The organism is Ruminiclostridium hungatei (assembly GCF_002051585.1).
Lineage (GTDB): Bacteria > Bacillota > Clostridia > Acetivibrionales > DSM-1351 > Ruminiclostridium > Ruminiclostridium hungatei.
In genome coordinates, this window is sequence record NZ_MZGX01000021.1 from 75,666 (window position 1) to 95,918 (window position 20,253).

Annotated in this window: 18 protein-coding genes and 2 pseudogenes; 6 read left to right on the forward strand and 14 right to left on the reverse strand. The window is 46.2% G+C overall.

All coding sequences use genetic code 11. The annotated features are described in order from the left end of the window. Positions 1-47 precede the first annotated feature (47 nt). The 9 genes from CLHUN_RS15260 to CLHUN_RS15300 form a co-directional block, all read right to left on the reverse strand. Positions 48-1,895 carry a TIGR03960 family B12-binding radical SAM protein gene (locus CLHUN_RS15260; protein WP_080065490.1) on the reverse strand — a complete coding sequence of 616 codons (1,848 nt, stop codon included), beginning with the start codon at positions 1,893-1,895 and terminating at the stop codon, positions 48-50. A 367-nt stretch (positions 1,896-2,262) separates the two neighbouring features. Beyond that, entirely contained in the window at positions 2,263-2,679 is a 417-nt protein-coding gene (locus tag CLHUN_RS15265; protein ID WP_080065491.1) for a hypothetical protein, read from the reverse strand. Positions 2,680-2,692: 13 nt separating this feature from the next. Next, a complete protein-coding gene (locus tag CLHUN_RS15270) occupies positions 2,693-3,796 on the reverse strand; it encodes an iron-containing alcohol dehydrogenase family protein (RefSeq protein ID WP_080065492.1) in 1,104 nt (367 codons plus the stop codon). A 44-nt stretch (positions 3,797-3,840) separates the two neighbouring features. Next, the gene (locus CLHUN_RS15275) at positions 3,841-5,169 is read right to left on the reverse strand and encodes an aminotransferase class III-fold pyridoxal phosphate-dependent enzyme (RefSeq protein WP_080065493.1); all 1,329 of its coding nucleotides are present in this window, start codon (positions 5,167-5,169) and stop codon (positions 3,841-3,843) included. 110 nt (positions 5,170-5,279) lie between these two features. Next, positions 5,280-6,440, reverse strand: a complete 1,161-nt coding sequence (locus CLHUN_RS15280) for a PucR family transcriptional regulator (RefSeq protein WP_080065494.1) — start codon at positions 6,438-6,440, stop codon at positions 5,280-5,282. Positions 6,441-6,499: 59 nt separating this feature from the next. Beyond that, positions 6,500-8,032, reverse strand: coding sequence for an NAD-dependent dihydropyrimidine dehydrogenase subunit PreA (preA, locus tag CLHUN_RS15285; RefSeq protein WP_080065495.1), 1,533 nt, complete (start codon positions 8,030-8,032; stop codon positions 6,500-6,502). 16 nt (positions 8,033-8,048) lie between these two features. Further along, positions 8,049-9,416, reverse strand: coding sequence for a dihydropyrimidinase (gene hydA / locus CLHUN_RS15290; protein WP_080065496.1), 1,368 nt, complete (start codon positions 9,414-9,416; stop codon positions 8,049-8,051). Between the two features lie 109 nt (positions 9,417-9,525). Continuing rightward, positions 9,526-10,860, reverse strand: coding sequence for a M20/M25/M40 family metallo-hydrolase (locus tag CLHUN_RS15295; protein WP_080065497.1), 1,335 nt, complete (start codon positions 10,858-10,860; stop codon positions 9,526-9,528). Positions 10,861-10,970: 110 nt separating this feature from the next. Continuing rightward, on the reverse strand, positions 10,971-12,272 hold the full coding sequence (locus CLHUN_RS15300; protein WP_080065498.1) for a M20/M25/M40 family metallo-hydrolase: 1,302 nt from the start codon (positions 12,270-12,272) through the stop codon (positions 10,971-10,973). A gap of 745 nt (positions 12,273-13,017) precedes the next feature. Between CLHUN_RS15300 and CLHUN_RS15310 the strand changes: the two genes are divergently transcribed. The 5 genes from CLHUN_RS15310 to CLHUN_RS15330 all read left to right on the forward strand — a co-directional run bounded on the left by CLHUN_RS15310 (position 13,018) and on the right by CLHUN_RS15330 (position 17,047). After that, complete coding sequence (locus CLHUN_RS15310; protein WP_080065500.1) at positions 13,018-13,791, forward strand: ABC transporter ATP-binding protein; 774 nt, start codon at positions 13,018-13,020, stop codon at positions 13,789-13,791. A gap of 34 nt (positions 13,792-13,825) precedes the next feature. Then, entirely contained in the window at positions 13,826-14,614 is a 789-nt protein-coding gene (locus CLHUN_RS15315; protein WP_080065501.1) for an ABC transporter permease, read from the forward strand. Beyond that, a complete protein-coding gene (locus CLHUN_RS15320; protein ID WP_080065502.1) occupies positions 14,614-15,387 on the forward strand; it encodes an ABC transporter permease in 774 nt (257 codons plus the stop codon). The genes CLHUN_RS15315 and CLHUN_RS15320 overlap by 1 nt, the downstream gene beginning before the upstream one ends. Positions 15,388-15,413: 26 nt before the next feature. Beyond that, positions 15,414-16,496 (forward strand): ABC transporter substrate-binding protein, encoded by a 1,083-nt coding sequence (locus CLHUN_RS15325; protein WP_080065503.1) that lies wholly within the window; start codon positions 15,414-15,416, stop codon positions 16,494-16,496. Between the two features lie 89 nt (positions 16,497-16,585). Continuing rightward, entirely contained in the window at positions 16,586-17,047 is a 462-nt protein-coding gene (locus CLHUN_RS15330; protein ID WP_080065504.1) for a 2-thiouracil desulfurase family protein, read from the forward strand. 120 nt (positions 17,048-17,167) lie between these two features. Here CLHUN_RS15330 and tnpB read toward each other — a convergent pair. Beyond that, positions 17,168-17,356, reverse strand: a pseudogene (gene tnpB / locus CLHUN_RS22935) (IS66 family insertion sequence element accessory protein TnpB); the annotation flags it as partial. Positions 17,357-17,494: 138 nt separating this feature from the next. Here tnpB and CLHUN_RS15340 point away from each other — a divergent pair. Further along, positions 17,495-17,713 (forward strand): annotated as a pseudogene (locus CLHUN_RS15340) (transposase); the annotation flags it as partial. 361 nt (positions 17,714-18,074) lie between these two features. Here CLHUN_RS15340 and CLHUN_RS15345 read toward each other — a convergent pair. The 4 genes from CLHUN_RS15345 to CLHUN_RS22585 form a co-directional block, all read right to left on the reverse strand. After that, positions 18,075-18,434 (reverse strand): hypothetical protein, encoded by a 360-nt coding sequence (locus CLHUN_RS15345; RefSeq protein WP_080065506.1) that lies wholly within the window; start codon positions 18,432-18,434, stop codon positions 18,075-18,077. A 159-nt stretch (positions 18,435-18,593) separates the two neighbouring features. Further along, on the reverse strand, positions 18,594-19,406 hold the full coding sequence (locus CLHUN_RS22575; RefSeq protein ID WP_242656531.1) for an RHS repeat-associated core domain-containing protein: 813 nt from the start codon (positions 19,404-19,406) through the stop codon (positions 18,594-18,596). After that, positions 19,373-19,651, reverse strand: coding sequence for a hypothetical protein (locus CLHUN_RS22580; RefSeq protein ID WP_242656532.1), 279 nt, complete (start codon positions 19,649-19,651; stop codon positions 19,373-19,375). Before CLHUN_RS22580 ends, CLHUN_RS22575 begins: the two co-directional genes overlap by 34 nt. A 99-nt stretch (positions 19,652-19,750) precedes the next feature. Next, positions 19,751-20,026 carry a hypothetical protein gene (locus CLHUN_RS22585; RefSeq protein WP_242656533.1) on the reverse strand — a complete coding sequence of 92 codons (276 nt, stop codon included), beginning with the start codon at positions 20,024-20,026 and terminating at the stop codon, positions 19,751-19,753. Positions 20,027-20,253 lie beyond the last annotated feature (227 nt).

Sequence of the window (20,253 nt, forward strand, 5' to 3'; positions counted from 1 at the left end):
CCAAACCTCCAAACTGCACGCTATGCATGCAATAAATGAATTCCCTTTCAAGCCTGTTTTTCACAAATACCGCTTTTGAAACCGGCTGCACCACACCCTCCGCAGTACACACTGCAGTTGGGCGTTACCTTGCCCTCCACGGCCTTTTTATTCTCATTTATAAGGTACTTCTTGGAAACTCCCACATCTATGTGATCCCAGGGGAATATTTCATCATATTCCCTTTTGCGGGTAACATAGAAATACGGGTCAACTCCGCATTCTTCAAAAGCCTTCATCCAGACATCATAGTTGAAATGCTCACCCCAGCCGTCAAACCTGCAGCCCATCTGCCAGGCTCTGATCAATACCTTGCAGACCCTGCGGTCACCCCTGGCAAATACTGCTTCCATAAAGCTGAGTTTATTCTCATGATAATTATAAGTTATCTGCTTTGAACGAATCCTGTCTTTGAGATGCATCTGCTTTTCATGGACATTTGCTATGCCGTCCTGTGCTTCCCATTGAAAAGGAGTAAAAGCCTTTGGCACAAAGGTAGCCGTACTTACCGTCACATTGAGGCCTTTTCCCTTCCTGTCCCTGGGAACATTCCTGTATACGTCCACAACCTTGTATGCCAGATCAGCTATTCCCTCAACATCCTCAAGGGTCTCGGTGGGCAAGCCCAGCATAAAATACAGCTTTACACCGTTCCAGCCGCCGTTGAAGGCAAGGGAAACAGCCTTCAGCAGGTCCTCTTCGGCCACGCCCTTGTTTATCACATCCCTCAGTCTCTGAGTTCCCGCCTCGGGAGCAAAGGTAAGGCCGCTCTTCCTCACCTTCTGAGCCTTTTCCATCAAATCCAGGGAAAAAGAGTCTATTCTCAAAGAGGGCAGAGACAGGTTGACCTTTCTCTCTTCCATATCCTCCAAGAGCCCTGTGGTCAATGGCTCCAATCCGGTATAATCGCTGGTGCTCAAGGATGTAAGGGATATTTCTTCATACCCGGTACTCTCCTCCAGCTTTTTTGCAAGTTCCAGCAATCTTTCAGGACTTTTCTCCCTTACAGGCCGGTATATAAAACCTGCCTGGCAGAAACGGCAGCCCCTGGTACACCCTCTGAATATTTCAAGCATTATCCTGTCATGGACTATATCCGTATATGGAACAACAATCTTTTCAGGAAAGTATGCATCATCCATATCCTTGATAATACGCTTTCTGATGCTGAGAGGGTATTGCGGTTTCAGAGGAATCAGCTCTTTTATGGTGCCGTCCTCATTATAATCAAATTTATAAAATGAAGGAACATATATCCCTTCCAGTTTCGCTATCTCCTCAAGAAATTCCAGTCTTGTCCTGCCAGTTCCCTTCCACTGTCCGTACACATCCATTACTTCGTTAATTATTTCCTCACCCTCACCCATCATGAAGAAATCAACAATATCTGCAAGGGGCTCGGGATTATATGCACAGGGCCCTCCGGCGCACACAAAGGGGGCTCCCTGCACTCTCTCCTCAGAAAGTATGGGAATGCCGGCAAGATCCAGCATATTTACTATATTGGAAAAACTCATCTCATATTGAAGGGTAAAGCCTGCAAAATCAAAGTTTTTTATTGGGTCCTTGGTTTCAAGCGCATACAGGGGAATATTATTTTCCCTCATTTTGCCCTCCATGTCAGTCCACGGAGCAAAAACCCTTTCACAATAACAGTCTGACCGTTCATTCAAAAGGTGGTACAGTATTTTCATTCCCAGGTGTGACATTCCTATTTCATAGGTATCCGGGAAGCAAAAGGCAAATCTTATATTTATACTTTCAGGATCTTTTATTACACTATTCCATTCATTACCCGTATATCTTGACGGCTTTTCAACACTTTTCAGCAGGCCGTCCGAAATCTTTATCCCCATTTATAAGCTCCATTTCTCATTTTTTGGAACCGGGCAAATAGCACTCCCATTAATTCCAGGAATCAATCCTCTTTGTTACGGCTTAACAAAAAGCCAAAAAAAAAGAACAGTATCAATTCTTTTGTAGTCATATACCAGCCGTTTTCAAAATTTATTATAACAGAACAATGGCAATATGATAATATATTTTGTTTTAATATTTGCTCATACGTATGTAATTATCATCTTATTTTAATAGTATGTCAAGAAAAATGCATAAAGCGCAAAATCAGACCGGCAGCTTGTGCCGCCGGTCCATTTATGTGAGTTTGATCTTACTGGCTTAAATTTCATGGCTGGAATCTCTGACGCCCCTCTTATTCCGCCCTTAGACCTCAGTGGGATGATAGCAGTTCCTCAACAGATTCCAGACTTCTTCAACTGATACAACATACCTCTTGTCACAGGTTCTGCTGCCATTTTCAAAGACAAGCAGAAATTCCTCCTGCCAGTCGAACAACCCGATACGCCTGCCGGGATACTCTTCTGCCATTTCTTCCTGAAATATTTCCCTGAGCCTGTCATTATCATGGACATAGCCGTATATATACATCATCCCGCTGTAAAAGGCAGGCAGCACGGTCCTGAAAAAGGTGGAATCCTTTGAAAACTCTATTACTACGCTTATTTCCCGTATTCCGCGGGGAATCTCCCGCAATTCCGGCAATATTGTACGAAAATGCCTTGAAGGAATATAATCGCTCAGTGTTAATGCCGGTATGTCTCTGTGATTAAACCTTATCATAGAACCCCACCTTTCACATTCTGAAACTGTCCCTGAATATCTTGACCAAATCCTCCTGCCCCGGAACAGCAATACAGTTTGAAATATTTTTGGTGTTTATGGCACGGGCAGAATAGCTGTCAATCTCTTGTGCAGATATGGTCTCCTTTTCCCCCAGCAGTCCGTCAAGGAGTGCTGAAAATTCCTCCACCTGCTTAAGGCCCATGCAGTCAAGAATGGTTTTCACCCTCTCAGGAAGGCTCTTTTCCACAAATGCAAGAAACGCAGCCAGTAAAAGTCCGTTTGCCCTCCCGTGGTCCACGTCCCTGTAATAGGTCAAGGAATACCCCATGGAATGGACGGCTGTCGTACCTGTATTGGCAATCACCATGCCACCAAGAGTTGAAGCATATAAAAGCTTCTCCCTCATATTATGCTCCAGACTGTTTGCCTGCATTGCCCCAAAGCAGGAGGAAATCAGTCTTATACTTTCCATGGCGAGACTGTCTGAAATAGTGCCTGCCCTGACTGATAGCATTCCCTCCACGGAATGGGAAAGTGCGTCTATGGCGGTATTTACAGTAGTTGATGGAGACAGTGCCGCCATATATCTGGCATCCAGAAAAGCCAGTTTTGGAAAAAGTACGGGTGAAGCTATACTTGTCTTGGTCTGCGCCTTATGATTGGTGAGTATGGAATACTGGGTCACCTCTGAGCCCGTACCTGCAGTAGTGGGTATAAAGGCCATGGGAAGCACCTCCTGGGCATAGCTGCCTGAAAACAGCACCTCTTCTTTAATGTCCTGCTTTGCCAGCAGGGCAATGGCCTTTGCCGCATCCATGGGCGAGCCTCCGCCGATGGCAATCACAAAATCCACACTATTTTCCCTTGCAAAGGCTGCACCTTCATAGGCGCACTCAACCGTGGGATTTGCCATAACCTTGTCAAATATCACATATTGCTGATTATTTGAAGTCAGCACGGCAGTAACGTCCTCTAGTGAACCGTTTATTCTTGCCGAATGTCTGCCCGTCACTATAAGGGCCTTTGCACCCATTGCGGCCAGCAGGCCGCTGCTGCCGGCAATACAGTTGTCTCCCATTATTATCTTAGTGGGCATATGATAAAATTTATTCATTGTAACCTCCATCTTTCCCGCTTTAAAAGTCAAGCCAATGCCTATCAGATTGGCATTTCACTTTCAAATACAGTCAATATTCCATCCAATTTAGCAATTTCCTCCTTGAGCTGTTCCGGAGTTATAATAAGCGGAGGAGCTATAAGAATCATATTTTCATGGGAATAGGTCATGAAGCCTTCTGCTGCCAGCTTCCCAATGAGGGACTTCATAATTCCCTTTGGGTCGCTGCCATAAGGAACAAGGGGCTCCCGGGAACTTTTATCCTTCACCAGCTCTACTGCGGAGAACAGACCGATATACCTTACATCACCCACGCTTGGATGCTTTTCCTTCAGTTCCTCCAGCAGTTCTCCCAGAACCTTTCCGCTGCTGTTCACATTGTCCAGAATATTGTTTTCCCTGTAAAACTCCAGGCAGGCAATTCCTGCTGCACAGGCCAATGGATGCCCGCTGTAGGTCAGACCGCATTTGAGCACATTGTCGTCAAAAAACTCCGCAATTTCCTTGCTCACCGCCACTCCTCCCAACTGGACATAGCCGCAGGTGACTCCCTTTGCGAAGGTAACCATGTCCGGTGCTATATCCCAGTTTTCAAAGCCGAACATTTTACCTGTGCGTCCAAAACCCGCCATGACCTCGTCACATATGAGCATTATTCCAAAGTCGTCACAAATCTGCCTGACGCCCTTCAAGTAGCCCTCCGGTGGTATGATGACACCATTTGAACCGGTTATCGTCTCCAGCACTATTGCGGCAACATTGTCGGCACCCTCATATATCACCTGCTCACGGAGCTTTGCAACATAGTATTCCCCTGCTTCACGTTCAGAGGCAAAAGGTATTTTTTCACGGTAAATATATGGGTCAAAAAATTTCACAAAGCCTGGTATTCCCGGCTCCAAAGGATATCTTCTGGGTTCTCCCGTAAGATTGCCCGCTCCGTATGTAGAGCCGTGATAGCTTCTGTACCTTGAAAATATCTTATTTCTGCCCGTAAACATCCTTGCCATTTTTACCGCATTTTCGTTAGCGTCGGCACCTCCGTTTGTGAAAAAAACCTTTCCCATATTTCCCGGCATCAGGTCAATTATCATTTTTGCCAGCCTGGCACGGGGCTCACTGGCATAGCTGGGAGAGATATAGCAGTATTTTTCAGCCTGCTCCTTAATAGCCTCGATAATCTTGCGGTTTCCGTGCCCTGCATTGAGATTTACCAACTGTGAAGACATATCGGAATATCTTTTTCTGTCAAAGTCCCAGAAATATATGCCTTCTCCCTTTTCCACAGGTATTGGATTCAGGCCTTTTTGCTTTGACCAGGATTGCAGATTGTAATTTATGGATAAGCTTTTTATTTCATCCCTGTTCATGGAAAACATCCTCTCTGTTTTGTATTTTAGTTGATTATAGCACTTGCAAAAAATGGCTTAAACCCATTGCGGTACAAAAATAAATATGCCGCAGCCCAAAGCTTGAATGCTTATAACAAATCTTTTATAAAAAAGGCCAGCATGAGCTTCAGCTTGTTTTCATAGTCAAAATCACACTTGAGTATTTCTCTTATTCTCTTGATTTTGTAATTGACGGTATTCCTGTGTACGAAAGTCACCCTGGCAACCTCCTGCACACTTGAATTGTATTCGAGATAGCAGCGGAGGGTGGTCATATAATCAGTTCCGTTCTTCCGGTCGAATTCTTCAAGTACTCCCAGACTTTCGCTGTACAGCTCGTTTAATATGTCGTTGTCGTTTACCGATACAATCAGTTTGTACAAACCCATGTGCTGGTAGCGTACGCTTTTCCTGTTGTGCAGTTTGGCAATTCTCAGTCCCATTACCGCCTTGTGGTATGCATCCGAAATAAACAGATAGCCCTTGCCTGCCGGACTTACACCTGCATGCAGCTTATATTGGACCCCGTGGTGCTCGCATATTCTCTGGAGCATGTCAATGAACTCGTCTATCTGTTTCTCGTTAAATTCCTGCAGAATGACAATAAGCTTCGTATCATAGAAAAAAAGACTGAAAAGCCGTCCGGTTCTGTTCAGCAATCTTTGGGCCTGAAGTTTGAGATTCCGGCTCTCATCCTCACTGAGAACACTTTTGTCCTGATATACCGGCTCCAGGGCCACAACAGTATACAGGGAATCCGGATAAAAGCACCGCCTTTCCAGCGTGGGCTTATAGACCTTTTCCTCCTGGGGCATGAATATAAGATTTCTCATTGCGGCAGCCAGGCCCATTTCTATTTCCTCGCTTGCCACTATTCTATGACAGAAGTCATAGGTTATGTCAATCAGCCTGACCGACCAGGGTACTGAAAATAAGGGAAGATTATGTTTCTCACAATATTCTATAACATTCTCAGGAACGCTTTCAATATACGGGCCGATGTTCAGCACCAGGCCGCTGGCCTTTTTCACCAGCATGGAGGATGCAAAATCCAGCATCCAGCCGCTGCCCTCCTGGGCAATTCCGGTGGTAAAAACCAGTTCATTTCCGTGCAGGAAGCTTGGAACCTCCCTGTCCTCAATCATATGAACCCATCTTACGAAATTTTCCAGGCCGGCTGCTCCGGCCAGGAGTTTCATACCGTACGTACTTTCAACATTGGCACACAGCTTTCCAAGTGTAATTGCCATCAGCTCACCTCATTTTTTATTGCAGTTGCCGGTATATCCCACAGCCCCTGCGGATAATTTCAGGACACAGGCTTGTTTATGCGTTTCCCCGGAGTTATTGCACCATTTGGGCAAACATGGAGACACAGGTGGCAGCCCACACATTTTTTTGCGGACAGTACTGGCTGTCTTTTGTCCCCTTCCCATAGGACTGCCTGATGACCGGCGTCATAACAGGATAAATAACAGCGCCCGCAGCCAATACATTTCTCCCTGTCAAACCTGGGATATACCACTGTAGCCCTGTCAAGCAAATCGGCGGGAACCATTTGCACAAGTGCTTTCCCTACCAGTTCCTCCACACTCTTGTAACCATTTTCCGTCATAAAGAAGGAAAGTCCTTCAATAAGATCGTCTATAATTCTGTACCCATACTGCATTACAGCCGTAGTAACCTGAATATTTGAGCAGCCCAGCAAAATGAACTCCAGGGCATCCCTCCAGGTTTCAATGCCGCCCATACCGCTAAGGGGTATGCCTGCCAGAGCCTTATGCACAGCCATGTCATGTATAAAACGCAGGGCTATGGGTTTGACTGCTTTTCCTGAATAACCTGAAACGGAGGATTTTCCGCTGACCGAAGGTGTGGCCGCCAGAGAACTCAGATCAATGCCGGTTATGCTTTTTATGGTATTAATAGCCGCAATTCCGTCGGCGCCGCCTTCAACAGCAGCTACAGCCGGTATTTCCATGTTGCCCAGATTGGGAGTCATTTTTGCCAGTATGGGAAGCTGTGTCCCCTCCCTGACACACCGGGTGTAATGCTTCACCAGTTCAGGATTCTGTCCCACATCCGCTCCCAGGTTCTCACCGCTCATGTGGGGGCAGGAAAAATTGCATTCTATTATGTCAGCTCCGGCATGTGTCACTGCCCTGGCCAAAAAGGTCCATTCCTCATCAGTCTGCCCCATTATGGAAGCAATCAGAATCTTTTCGGGATAATTTTCCTTTAGCTGCTTCATCCACATGAGATTTTCCTCAAGGGGGTGTTCTGCAATCTGTTCGAGATTCCGAAAGCCTATAAAAGGAGTTCCTTCCTTACCGATTGTATCAAAGCGCGGTGACACCTCCCTGGGCCTCAAAACCCCAACGGTTTTGAACACAACCCCTGCCCAGCCCATTTCCAATGCCTTTGCACACATTTCATAATTGCTGGCCACTACAGAGGAAGACAAGAAAAACGGATTTTCGCATTTTACCCCGCAAAACTCTATGGAAAGATCCGCTTTGGGTATTGCACTGCCCAGCTCCTCGCTTTCTGCCAGGTATCTCTTTATGGCACTGATTTTCACCGGTGAATCGGTTCTGATGCAGGCAGCCTCGCATCTGGCTTCAGCCGTATTTTCTTCTTCCCCTGCCGGCTCACATTTTAAGGAGGCGGTTCTTGCAGCGGCTCCTTTTATATTTTCAAACCGGAGTGCACGAATCATTCTGGCAGGATCTTCTCCCCCGTCACAGGCCGCAGTACAGGGAGCATCATGACACAACAGGCATCTTGCGGCTTCTTCTACTACTGTTATTGAATTCAATTTTATTTTTTCAGATGAATGCATGCCCATCTCCCCTTTCTTATTTTCTTCCTGCGCGCTTTACAAATTTACCCCACCCGGGTTCACCTGTAAAATTGCCATTATCATATACCAGCTTCCCTCTCGAATAGGTCTGTACGGGATAGCCGTGAAGAGTCACACCCTCCCAGATGGTATGATCACAGTCGGAATGCATTTTGTCACGACTTATGGTAAAGTCCTTCTCCGGATCGTATATTACTATATCCGCATCTGCTCCCGGAGAAACAGTTCCTTTTTCCGTACAGCCGAAAATTTTTGCGGGATTTGCAGAGCACACCTCCACAGCCTTGTTGAAGGTTATTTTCCCTTCATTGGCTGCCGACAGCATGTATGGATACATGTTTTCTATGCCTGCACAGCCGTTTGGAATTTTTGTGAAATCATCCTTTCCCCAGTCTTTTTCGTAGCTCTGGAAAGGACAGTGGTCGGTGGCCACGGTTTGTATGTCTCCCCTGCGTAATGCAGCCCACAATGCCTCCCGGCTTTCCTCCCCCTTTATCGGCGGGGAGCAGACAAAGTTCCGCCCGTCTTCCCTTTTATATACTTCCTTTGTAAAGTGCAAATACTGGGGACAGGTTTCCGCATAAACCTCATAGCCCTGGTCACGGGCCTTGGTCACCGCCTCAGCCCCCTCCCTGTTTGCCAGGTGGACTATATACAGCGGCGCGTTCAGGGCTTTTGCCCAGTGAATGGCACGGTGGTCGGCTTCGGCCTCCACAAATTCCGGACGGCTCATATAATGATACCAGGGGGAGGTTTTTCCCCGGGAAAGATATTCTGCAATCCTTATATCTATAAGGTCCGGATTCTCAGCATGGACATTGGTCAGAACTCCTGTTTCCTTTGACTTTAAAAGTATCTGGGCCAGTGTTCCGTCATCCACCATCATGCCTTCCTTTTTATATACCATAAAGCATTTGAAGCTGGGCACTCCATAGGAAACCGCCGCCTCAAATTCCTCCAGCAGAGAACCGCCCGCCAGATCGGTTATTGCACAGTGGAAGGCGATATCCACACAGGCTTCGGGCTCGGCCATTGCGCGGCGGGCCTCAACCGTTTCCACTATTCCCTGCCCCTTCCTCTGGATGGCATAGTCGAATACTGTGGTGGTGCCGCCGCAGGCAGCCGCCCTTGTGCCCGCCAGATAGCTGTCTGCCGACACTGTTCCTCCGAAGGGCATGGCCAGATGCGTATGCACATCTATGGCCCCCGGGAGCACCAGCTTTCCTGAAGCATCCACCACCTTTTCTCCCGTCACGTCCAGATTTTTCCCCAGCATTGCAATTTTTCCGTCTTTTATAGCTACATCGGCAACATAGGTTTCTGCTGCCGTAACAATTGTCCCGTTCTTTATAACCAGGTCCATATTACCCTCCTGTCCTTGCAGCGGTATGCCTGCTGCAAACAATAATTCACTTGCCCTGATACATTTTCATTGTCAGCCTTTCAGATTGGTACATCTGCATTTATATTGCCTACCAGGTAACCTTTTGGTAGGCCTCTTTCTCCTGTGCCGCTGCGCTCAGGAATATGGCTGCATTCCCCTCCAGCGCAGTCTTCATGTAATCCGTCCTGCACTTGTCATAAGGAGTGTGGGCATATTGTTCCTGCATGGGGGAATAACCGATTGTGGGCTTTCTGTCAATGCCGCAGGTTTTGCTGGCATCGGTGCCGAAATCCCAGTAGCCGTATTTCACTGTCTGCCCCAGAGCCTCCAGCGCCGCCTGTGATGCCTGTACAAATCCGTGTTCCGTGCTGATCTTCCAGGGAGCCATATCCTTTGCCACATGGTAGGACATACCCGTATACGAGGTCTCCACCGCACTTTTTACAACCACATCCGCACGGAACTCAGGGTCCGCCGCAGCCAGTCCGGCAATTATATCCTTTATCTGCCTGACAGCAGTTTCTGCCGTTTCTCCAGGTATTGTCCTCCTGTCTATGGAAAGCATGCACCTGTCAGGAACAATGGATAACGCTCCCGGAGAACACTCTATGATATTAAGTGAAATTGATGCCTGCCCCAGTTCTTCATCCTTTGGGAGGGAGGGGTAGAGCTCATCCTTCAGCTTCTGTATAAGCGGGATAGCCTTGTATATGGCGTTTATTCCCAGCCAGGGAGCACTTCCGTGGGAAGTCCTGCCATACACCGTCACCAGCAGCTCCACTCTCCCCCTGTGCCCGCAGTACAGCTTCAGTGAGGTTGCCTCCGAGGACACCATTGCATCATAGTCAAGTCCCCTGGCGGGCAGCGTCTTATCCACCAGATGCACCATTCCCACCATTTCTGCCGGCTCCTCCTGAACTACTCCCGTAAACATAAAGTTTCCTTTTACGGGAACACCCTGACCGCGCAAGCCGGCAATCAGCCCTCCTGCGTATATCTGTACCGCTTCGCCGCACTTCACATCCGAGGCTCCCCGTCCGTGAATGCACTGCGTCTGTTCCTTCAAGGTCTTATCCTGATTGTCAGCCTCACAAATATCAAGCGTACCTCCGTATGGGTCATAGCCCTGCCAGTTTGATACATCTCCGGGGCTTACATGGTCCATGTGGGAGTTGTACATTATAGTGGGGCCCGGTTCGCTGCCCCTTACCAGACCCACAATATTTCCCTGGTCATCTCTGAAAACCTCATCGTAACCCAACTTCTTCATTTCCAGCATAGCCAGCTCGCTCAAATCAAATTCCGTTCCGCTTATGCTTGGAGTCTGTACCAGCTTTTGAGCAAAAGCCACCATGTCATCAAACATTTCTTCGCCCAGTCCTTTGATTTTATCCACCAAGGCCGAATCCAATATCTCTTTCATAAATCCCTACCTCCTTATGCCTTTTCCGGCACACTGTCCTTTTTATAAATACATAAACCGTCCAGCCGGACCTTGCCGGCTGTCTCCTGCCCGGAATCCCAATCAGGCTGCTACACCCTGAAGGCGGAACTGTCCAGTTTGGTCAGTTCCATGAATATGGAAACATTTCCAGCCAGGGCCTTTACCATATAGTCGGTTCTTACCTTGTCCACAGGGCGGTGGCAGTAAAACTCCTGCATTGGAGAATAGCCCACGGCAGGCTTTTGCTGGCGTCCGCACACCACTGAAAGATCCGTTCCGAAATCCCAATAGCCGTATTTCACGGGCTGTTCCACCTGCTCAAGACCTCTGGCTGCCGCCGCTGCAAAGGGATGCTCCCTGTCAAGCTTCCAGGCCTCCTTCATATTTGGCACCGTTTCGGTCAGGCCGGTGTATGTGGTACGGGGAACAGAAGCTATCTCAACCGTTGCCCTGAAATCAGGGTCCGCCTCCTGCAGTTGGTCTATGATGTCCTGTAGCTGCGAAACACAGCTCTCATAGGTCTCACCGGGAACAAAGCGCCTGTCATAGGTGATGCTGCAGCGGTCAGGCACTATGCACATGGCTCCGGGGGTACAATTTATAATGGTCAGCGCTATGCTGGATTTTCCAAGCTCCGGGTCCGCCTTTTTACCGGCTTCCATTCGTGCTTCCACCATATCTATGAATTTCGTCGCCTTATTTACGGCATTTATTCCCAGCCAGGGGGCGCTGCCGTGGGAGGTGACACCCGATATGGTCACCTTGAGCTCAACCCGGCCTCTGTGTCCCAGATAAAGCTTCAGGGAGGTTGCCTCACAGGAGACCACCCCGTCGTAGGTAATACCCTCAGCAGGAAAAGTGTCTTCCACAAGCTTTATCATTCCCAGCATTTCAGCAGGCTCTTCCAGCACCACGCCTGTAAATATATATCTCCCTTTAATGGAATAACCCATTTCTCTGAGTCTGAGCAGCAGCTTGCCGGAGTAAATCTGACAGGCGCCGCCTCCTTTGACGTCTGCAGCAGCACGTCCGTGTATGACCTCTGTCTTTTCCAGTGCGGTTCTGTCCTGATTTTCCATTTCATCAATATCTATGGCGGCGCCGTACGGGTCATAGCCCAGCCACTCACTGTAGTCTCCGGTATCAACATGGTCCAGATGGGCATTATACATTATGGCCGGACCGGGCTGGGTTCCCTCTATTATCCCTATTACATTGCCCCATTTATCTCTGAAAACCCGGTCATAGCCCAGTTTCTCCATCTCTGCCAGGTACAGGTCGGCAACTCCCTTCTCCTGCCCTGAAAGAGCCGGACAGCGTATGAGCCTCTGTGCGAAATCCACAACCTGGGGCTTGTATTTCTCTGCCAGCCTGTTAAGAATATCTTTCATATTGCTTTCCTCCTTTATATTAATCTGGTAGCATAAGCATTCAGTTATTAGTTGGATTTATAAAATTGCAAAATCAAAATCAAATTCAAGTTCAAACACAAGCTGTGTTCAGAGCCGGCTTGAAATTGCAGAAAACAACCGGCTTCATTGCCGTGCAGCCGGTTAATGGAAAGACTGCGGAACAGCTTCAAAGATTTCAGGAAAACAAAAAAAGCAAAGGCACAAACAGAGTTGTCTCCTTTGCGCCTTTGCATAAGTTATGTTATTATTTAATTAGTAAACAGCCAAACATCCGGCAAGTAAAATTTACTGACATTGTTCAATTGTTTTGTATTTTAGCACGTAAAAAACTAAAAGTAAATATATTATTTCGTTTTTTATTTTAACTCCCGCCAAAAACGTACTGTTTTGCCGAAAAAGAAAATATTGCCTGAACACTCTATTTCCAGCATTTCCAATTATCCGGACATTTTATCACCTTATAAATATATTAAGTATTCCAGAAATTTATAATTCAACTCCAGCACAATTAAAACCACTGTTTTTAATCCAAAGCATAAAACGGGCAAAGTTGATGCTTTGAGTATTGCAACTGTGAAATTAATGCTTTACAATGTAAAACAACACAGGCAGACAAACAGCAAAGTACCTGTGAATATAATAAAATAAACAGACTTTAAAATGCAAAGGCGCAGAGAAAAAACACTTCTCTGTGCCTTATTATTTTATTTCGGGGGTTGATTATATGAATGCAGCAGCAGAGATTCAGATAGAAAGTGTAAGCATGTTTTATAAGGATAATAAAGGTAATGATATTCATGCACTCAATAATGTGAGTATTGATATTCAAAAAGGAGAGTTCATTTCACTGCTTGGACCTTCGGGCTGCGGAAAGACCACCCTTCTGAGAATCATAGCAGACCTTCTGGAGCCCTCCATGGGAAAAGTCACCGTATGCGGCCAGACGCCGAAGGAAACCCGTATGCAGCAAAAATACGGCATAGTATTTCAAAACCCGGTGCTTTATGACTGGCGTACCGTAAAAAACAATGTGAGGCTTCCTTTGGAAATGATGAAGATCAACAAAACGGAACAAAACAGCCGCATTGAAAAGCAGTTGGAGCTGGTTGGCCTTACAAATTTTAAAAACCACTATCCCCACCAGCTCAGCGGCGGTATGCAGCAAAGGGTGGGAATTGCCAGAGCCCTGGCAATACAGCCTGAAATACTGCTGATGGATGAGCCCTTCTCAGCACTGGACGAATTTACCCGGGAAAAGCTTAATGAGGACTTGCTGCGCATATGGAGCAAAACAAATAAAACCGTTATCTTTGTAACACACAATATATCCGAGTCGGTATTCCTCTCCGACAGAGTCTGTGTACTCTCACCCCATCCCGGAAGGCTTTCGGCAATTGTTGACATTGACCTTCCCAGGCCAAGAACCAGGGAAATAAGAGAGACTCCCGAGTTTTTCTCCCTGGTTTCAAAAATACGCAACAGCTTTGAGGGAGTCTGAGTCAAAGTTATCCTGTCTCTATACGGAGGTATTTATGAATAAGAACAAAACACTGGTACTGCTGGTGTGGTTTGCAGGTATATTCGCACTATGGGAGCTGGGTGCATTTTCTCTTGTCAATATCTTTCACGATAAAATGGCAGCCTCCAAGCTGCCCTATCCCCACGAGGTAATCGCCACCCTTGCAAAAAACTGGCAGACACTATCGGAGGCCGGTGCGGTGACCTTCTCAAAGGCGGCTACAGGCTTTGCCCTGGGAGCATCCATAGGCATAATACTTGCAATCCTTATGAGCATATCCAAGATAGCGGAACAAATAGCATTCCCTTACCTGATTGTTTCTCAGATGATTCCTGTGCTTGGACTGGCACCCATAATTTTTAACCTTGTAAGAAATATGGACGCCTCAAGAATTATAATAGCTGCATATATAACCTTCTTCCCCGTTGCCGCCAACATGCTCAGCGGCCTGAAAAGCGTGGATATTGACAAGCGGGAGCTGATGTACTCCTATGCCGCCAAAAAGCCAAGCATTTATATGAAGCTGATGCTGCCCTTCTCACTGCCCTATCTTTTTTCCGGCTTGAAGATTGCAGCCCCCTTGTCGGTTACCGCCTCAATACTGGTGGATATGCTGGGTTCAAAAAACGGCATAGGTGTAAAGCTGCTCTATTCGCTATATGGAGGAACCAAGGATATTTTCTGGGCTTCGGTATTCACAAGCGCACTGATGGGCATAATCAGCTATTTTATAGTAATCATTGCCGAAAGAATTTTTATACCCTGGAAAAAAGAATTCAACACGAAAGCAGGTGAGGATTGATGACAGATAAGCTTAAAAGCACTTTATGGCCTTTAAGCATAGGCGTACTGACGCTGCTCATATGGCAATTGGGCGGTTTCCACGCCCTGCTTGACTTGAAGCCCTTCCAACTGCCCGTACCCACAGGTATTGCCTCCACGCTGGCACAAAACCTCACCAAGGCTCTCAGGGATTGCGGGATTACAGTATCGGGAGCGATAGTTGGAATGATAATCGGCTCTTCCATAGGCTTTTTGATTGCAGTTGTTGCAACGGTGTTCCCAAAATGGGGTTATGGTGGCCTTACAGTGGTTTCAGCCTTCAACGCCATTCCCATCGTGGCCCTGTCCCCTATTATGAACCGTTGGTTTTCAACCGGAATGGGGCAAAAAATCGGAGTGGTAACAGTAGTAACAATGGCGGCAATGGCAATCAATGCCTATAGAGGTCTGACTGACCTGAAGCCCTTTTCACTGGATTTGATGAAGTCATATGCCGCCAACAGGCGGACGGTCTTTTTCAGGCTGAGGCTGCCAAATTGCCTTCCCAGTGTCTTTACCGCACTGAAAATCAATATTACCTCTTCCATGATCGCCGCCATAGTAAGCGAATACTTTGCCACCTCCACTTCGGGGCTGGGCTTCGGTATAAAGGATAACCTCCGTAAGGCAGAGATGGCAATGGGCTGGTCATATATAACAATTGCAGCCCTGGCAGGGATTGTATTATATCTCATCATATCAATGGTAGAACGTCGTGCCGTTAAATGGCACGCTTCACAAAGAATAAAATAAATTTAAAAAGAAAAGAGGAGAGAAAAATGAAAAAATATTTATCACTATTACTATGCATGGCATTATTCCTGAGCCTGGCACTTGCGGGCTGCGGCAGCAATGGAGATACAGCGGCCTCCGGAAGCAGCACCGCAGGAAGTTCGGCAAGCACCTCAGGCAGCAGCGAAAGCACTGCTTCTACAGCAGCTCCGGACAAGATAACCCTTCAGTTGAAATGGCTTCCCCAGTCACAGTTCATGGGCTATTACGTAGCTCAGGAAAAGGGCTATTACAAGGAGCAGGGTATAGATATAGAAATACTGCCCGGCGGAAGTGATATTATTCCCGAGCAGCAGGTATACAACGGCGTTGCAGATATTGGCGTAACCTGGGTATCCAGCTTGATGAAATACCAGGGTCAAGGCTGGGATCTTGTTGAAACTGCTCAGATATTCCAAAAAAGTGCTCTCCTTCTGGTTTCAAAAACAAAGGCAGGAATAAAGACACCTGCTGACCTTAAGGGTAAGAAAGTGGGCTCCTGGTTCGGAGGAAACGAGTATGAACTCTATGCCATGATTGAATCGGCAGGCCTTAACAGGGACAAGGATTTAAAACTTGTCCAGCAGGATTATACCATGGACCAGCTTATAAATGATGAAATTGAAGCGGCCTCAGCTATGACCTACAACGAATACGGCTTGCTGCTGGAGTCCGGAATACCCGAAGCCGAGCTGAGCAAGCTGGATATGAATGAACACAATGTTGCCATGCTTGAGGACTGTCTGTTTGTAAACTCAGAATGGCTGGCCAAGAACGAGGATGTGTTCGTGAGGTTCCTGAAAGCCTCCATCAAAGGCTGGGAAGAAGCCTGCAAGGACCCTGAAGCCGCAGGCAATATAGTATTCAATGTTGACAAGAGCGTGTCCCTTGAGCACCAGGTATACATGGCCAAAGAGGTTGCAAAGCTGGTAGTGCCCGAAGGCTTTGACGCGGCAAAAATAGGCTATATTGACAACAAGGCTATACAGCAGACTGCCGACTACGCCCTCAAATACGGTTTGCTCACAAAGGCTGCCGATATATCCAAGTGTGTAAATTCCAAGTATTGGGAACAGGCTGCTGCCAAGTAGTCAGTATTATTAACTGCATGGGCTGCATGACGGAAAATACCGTATTTGCCTTACCGCATGCAGCCCATGCAGATTGGAGGTTGATTGGCATGAAGAAAATTTTGGTTAGCGGATGCCTCTTTGGATGGCATTGCAGATATGACGACGGTGATATACCCTGTCTGGATGAAAGATTTTTACAGTGGAAGGCAGAAGGCAGATTAGTTCCTGTTTGTCCCGAAGTTTTCGGAGGACTGCCAACACCGCGCCCCGATTCTCAGCGGGTGGGCGACAAGGTTCTGGCCTGCACAGGCTTTGATGTCACAGCCCCGTATGAGGCCGGAGCAATTGAAGCCGTCAGACTGGCACAAGAGAATGAGGTTGCCTTTGCGTTAATGAAGGAAGACAGTCCTTCCTGCGGCAGCACCTACATCTATGACGGCACTTTTACAGATACGAAAATCCAGGGTCAGGGCAGGGCTGTTGAACTTCTCAGGGAAGCAGGCTTCCCGGTTCTCAATGAAAATATGCTGGATCAGGCGGAAATGCTGCTGAAAGAGCAGGAAAAGTGAAAAAGGAGGCATTTTTCCAATGGAACTGCATCCCGTCAAAAGGACAGTAAAAAATATAAAATATTCCCGACTAGTGGTGTACAAAGCCACTGGTCGTTTTTTATGCCGCGAGGTAGTGATTGCCTTTGCCTCGGCCACATTACGGGGCCATTGGAACTTTCCGTTGGCTAAACGCTTATACGCAAGGACGAAACCATCCCCCTCATAAACCAACGCTTTCATGCGGTCGGTACGCCTGCCGCAGAACAAGAAAATATTTCCCGGCTCATAGGGATCCGTGTGGAAGTCATTTTTGATAGTCGCAGCCAAACCATTCCCCTATACCAATCCGACATTATAGTGAGAATAATCTTATTTCTGCACACCAAGCCTTCAGTGTCTGACGACTCATCCGTTGCTGTTCAAATGATTTGTTTAACAGCAACATGACCTCATGTGTAGGTGTGAATTCGCACCACAAACCTCATTGAGCGGATCAACCGGGAGATCAAGCGCCGAACCAGAGTGGTCGGTACCTTCCCTGATGGAAACTCTGCACTAATGCTTGTCTATGCCCGCCTACGTCATGTTTCTGGAACCCAATGGGGCGTAAAGCGGTATATGAATTTGAAACATCTTGAAAGCTGCAGCACAGAAGAATCCGAATCAGAAAACCTGGCTGGCTAATAGCTGGCAACCAGGCGGCAAAAATCAATTTTGTGCAAAACTCTTGACGGTACCGGACGGGGTACCCATTGCAGGACGGGCTAGACCCCATAATTCCCCAAGGGGAAAATATGCCTAAATAAAAATATTTCCAGTCAAATTCTTAAAATTTACATATTATTAAGTATAACTGGAAATATTCAAATAAAATCACTATTAACTTAGGGGTTACGGATTGCAAGAATCCGCATTTATCAAAGTCTAAACAGGTGTCATTTCTGACCCCTAGGCTTTTTCAGTGGTTTCCGATGGTTCTTTTGTTTCGTTATGTATAAGACAAATAGCCTTCGTCTGAAAGGCTGTCTGTCTTCGGTAATACTAATTACGACTCTTCTACGGCTTTCTTCACGCTTTTTAACCATTTCTCGCTATTAGCTGACATTGAATTCAATTCTTCAATCAGCCATTTTAAATCAAATCCAAACTCTTTTTGATGGAAGTCAATAAATGCACGTGTAGTACAAAGAGCCTCATCAGAAGTTAGCAATTCCTCAACTGTAATCTTTTTTACTGAGTTCATCCAATCGATCCACGCCGCAGAATCAGCGGAGTTAGAATCTATAAATAAACTGGGATTGAATCCACCTAACAAAGATCCAAGGCAATCATCTTTGGTATCTTGATAAAAGCCATCTAATAATTCAAACATTGCTAGGTAAGATTGTCTTATACTTAATTTCAAAGCGAAACCTCCCTTATGGTGCTATATTTGCCTTTAGACCAGTTTTTGGGTCAAACACTTTTGGAACTTGGTTTAGGCCACCCTCCGTAATTACCCCATTTCTTATTTCGGCCCATGCTTGAGTGCCATTAGGCAAAGTTTCGGCATACCAGCTGTTGCCTATTTATCCACGCCTAGAAGGTTCTTACTGCTACCAGCTGCCTTCTCAATCACAGCACGATTGGCTGGGTTATCCTGTAAAAAGTGACCTTCAGCATCTCTAAACATGTGCTTTAACTGAGCTTCGTTGGTGGTTAACTTATTCCCCGCGCCCTCAACAGCAGCCTTACTCGCTCCCTTAACAATGTATTTACCAATATTACCTGCTATCATAGCACTTGCATCAAGCCCAGCCATTAATTCTCCAACTTTATTCATATGAACTTCTTCATATATCGCATCTAGTTGATTTCTACTAAGTTGCGTAACATCAATTCCCTTATATTCATATAAATATAACAAGCGCAAATAAAATTCAGTCCCCCAGAAAGTCGCACTTGCATTACTTAGAACAGAAATTCTTTTACTAGGAATTGTGTTACCCCAAGCACAGTAGACACGTGCTACAGGATTTTTAATTTGACTATAGTCGCCAGAGTTAACTGGAGAATCGCCTGCTAGCCTAAATAAATACTCATCACTCAAATGCCCACTTGGGTCAAAGTACATAATTGGATTATTTCCACAATACGTATACAAGTTCAAACTGAGTGGGTCACTATCCTTGCCCCAATAGCTATCCTCTGTAATAAACCTACCAATCCCAGGGTCGTAATACCTTGCCCTCAGATAAATAGTCCCAGTTTCCTTGTCAAAATACTCCCCACAGTACCTGAACAGGTTAGTATCGTTAGAGTCAGGAGCCTTCTCATTACCGAATGCATCATAATCATACGCTTTTATGCTGCTTCCGATTGTACTGGTAAGCTGCACTGTATCACCATGACCATTATACAGGAAATATCTTCTATTTGCACCCCGGAGTATATGAGATTTATTCCCCGTATATACTTGTTGGTTACGTTTCCTGCGCCGTCGGTTTCCAGCACCATCTGGTCACCGTCCCATATGTGGTTTATAGTCACACCGTTTACTGTCTTTGATGCTCTCAGCCCATCCCAATTATAGGTATAGCTGTATGTATTGCTTCCTTCGGTTACTTTTATCAGTTGGTTCAAACCGTTGTATTAATTTATTGTTATGCTGTTTTCAGTATTTAATGTGTTGTTGCTGTTGCTTTCACCGGTATCTGCCGTTTGGGCTTCAAGGCTCAGTGCTTATCCTTTGGTTATCACCGTGGTTATTTCCGGTGAAGCTGTTCCCGTAGCCGTTATCTCCTCTGCTGTTCCGATTGCTGAAATATCAGCTTTTGTGGTTTGCCCCTGTACAGCCGGTGAAATTATTTCGGTGTACTTACCGATTGTATTTCCGTTGTTGTCATAGCTGTAATGAGTGGTCTCTGAGGACTGTCCCGCATTCTTTATCTCTTCCGTAAGTCTGTTGCTGCTGGCATAGACATAGGCTGTAGACGAAGTAGCTCCATAAGTTGGCATGGAACTGCTTTTTTAGACATGTGTTATATCTCTTTGATTTATTATTTTGTTTTTTTCTTTTCCTACTCCAAAATAAATGCGAGTATATGAGCATAAAATTGAGTATAATGTTACTATTCCAGATATAGGAATAAGTATAATCCAAATAAATGGCATAAAGAAAATAAAAATAATATTTATAGCACTAAGGATACAAATAATTATCAATAAACCTATACTCATATAAT

Coding starts and splice junctions, on each gene's coding strand:
- CLHUN_RS15260 (WP_080065490.1), bottom strand. CDS start 1,895: ATGGGGATAAAGATTTCGGACGGCCTGCTGAAAAGTGTTGAAAAGCCG.
- CLHUN_RS15265 (WP_080065491.1), bottom strand. CDS start 2,679: ATGATAAGGTTTAATCACAGAGACATACCGGCATTAACACTGAGCGAT.
- CLHUN_RS15270 (WP_080065492.1), bottom strand. CDS start 3,796: ATGAATAAATTTTATCATATGCCCACTAAGATAATAATGGGAGACAAC.
- CLHUN_RS15275 (WP_080065493.1), bottom strand. CDS start 5,169: ATGAACAGGGATGAAATAAAAAGCTTATCCATAAATTACAATCTGCAA.
- CLHUN_RS15280 (WP_080065494.1), bottom strand. CDS start 6,440: ATGGCAATTACACTTGGAAAGCTGTGTGCCAATGTTGAAAGTACGTAC.
- preA (WP_080065495.1), bottom strand. CDS start 8,032: ATGCATTCATCTGAAAAAATAAAATTGAATTCAATAACAGTAGTAGAA.
- hydA (WP_080065496.1), bottom strand. CDS start 9,416: ATGGACCTGGTTATAAAGAACGGGACAATTGTTACGGCAGCAGAAACC.
- CLHUN_RS15295 (WP_080065497.1), bottom strand. CDS start 10,860: ATGAAAGAGATATTGGATTCGGCCTTGGTGGATAAAATCAAAGGACTG.
- CLHUN_RS15300 (WP_080065498.1), bottom strand. CDS start 12,272: ATGAAAGATATTCTTAACAGGCTGGCAGAGAAATACAAGCCCCAGGTT.
- CLHUN_RS15310 (WP_080065500.1), top strand. CDS start 13,018: ATGAATGCAGCAGCAGAGATTCAGATAGAAAGTGTAAGCATGTTTTAT.
- CLHUN_RS15315 (WP_080065501.1), top strand. CDS start 13,826: ATGAATAAGAACAAAACACTGGTACTGCTGGTGTGGTTTGCAGGTATA.
- CLHUN_RS15320 (WP_080065502.1), top strand. CDS start 14,614: ATGACAGATAAGCTTAAAAGCACTTTATGGCCTTTAAGCATAGGCGTA.
- CLHUN_RS15325 (WP_080065503.1), top strand. CDS start 15,414: ATGAAAAAATATTTATCACTATTACTATGCATGGCATTATTCCTGAGC.
- CLHUN_RS15330 (WP_080065504.1), top strand. CDS start 16,586: ATGAAGAAAATTTTGGTTAGCGGATGCCTCTTTGGATGGCATTGCAGA.
- CLHUN_RS22585 (WP_242656533.1), bottom strand. CDS start 20,026: ATGCCAACTTATGGAGCTACTTCGTCTACAGCCTATGTCTATGCCAGC.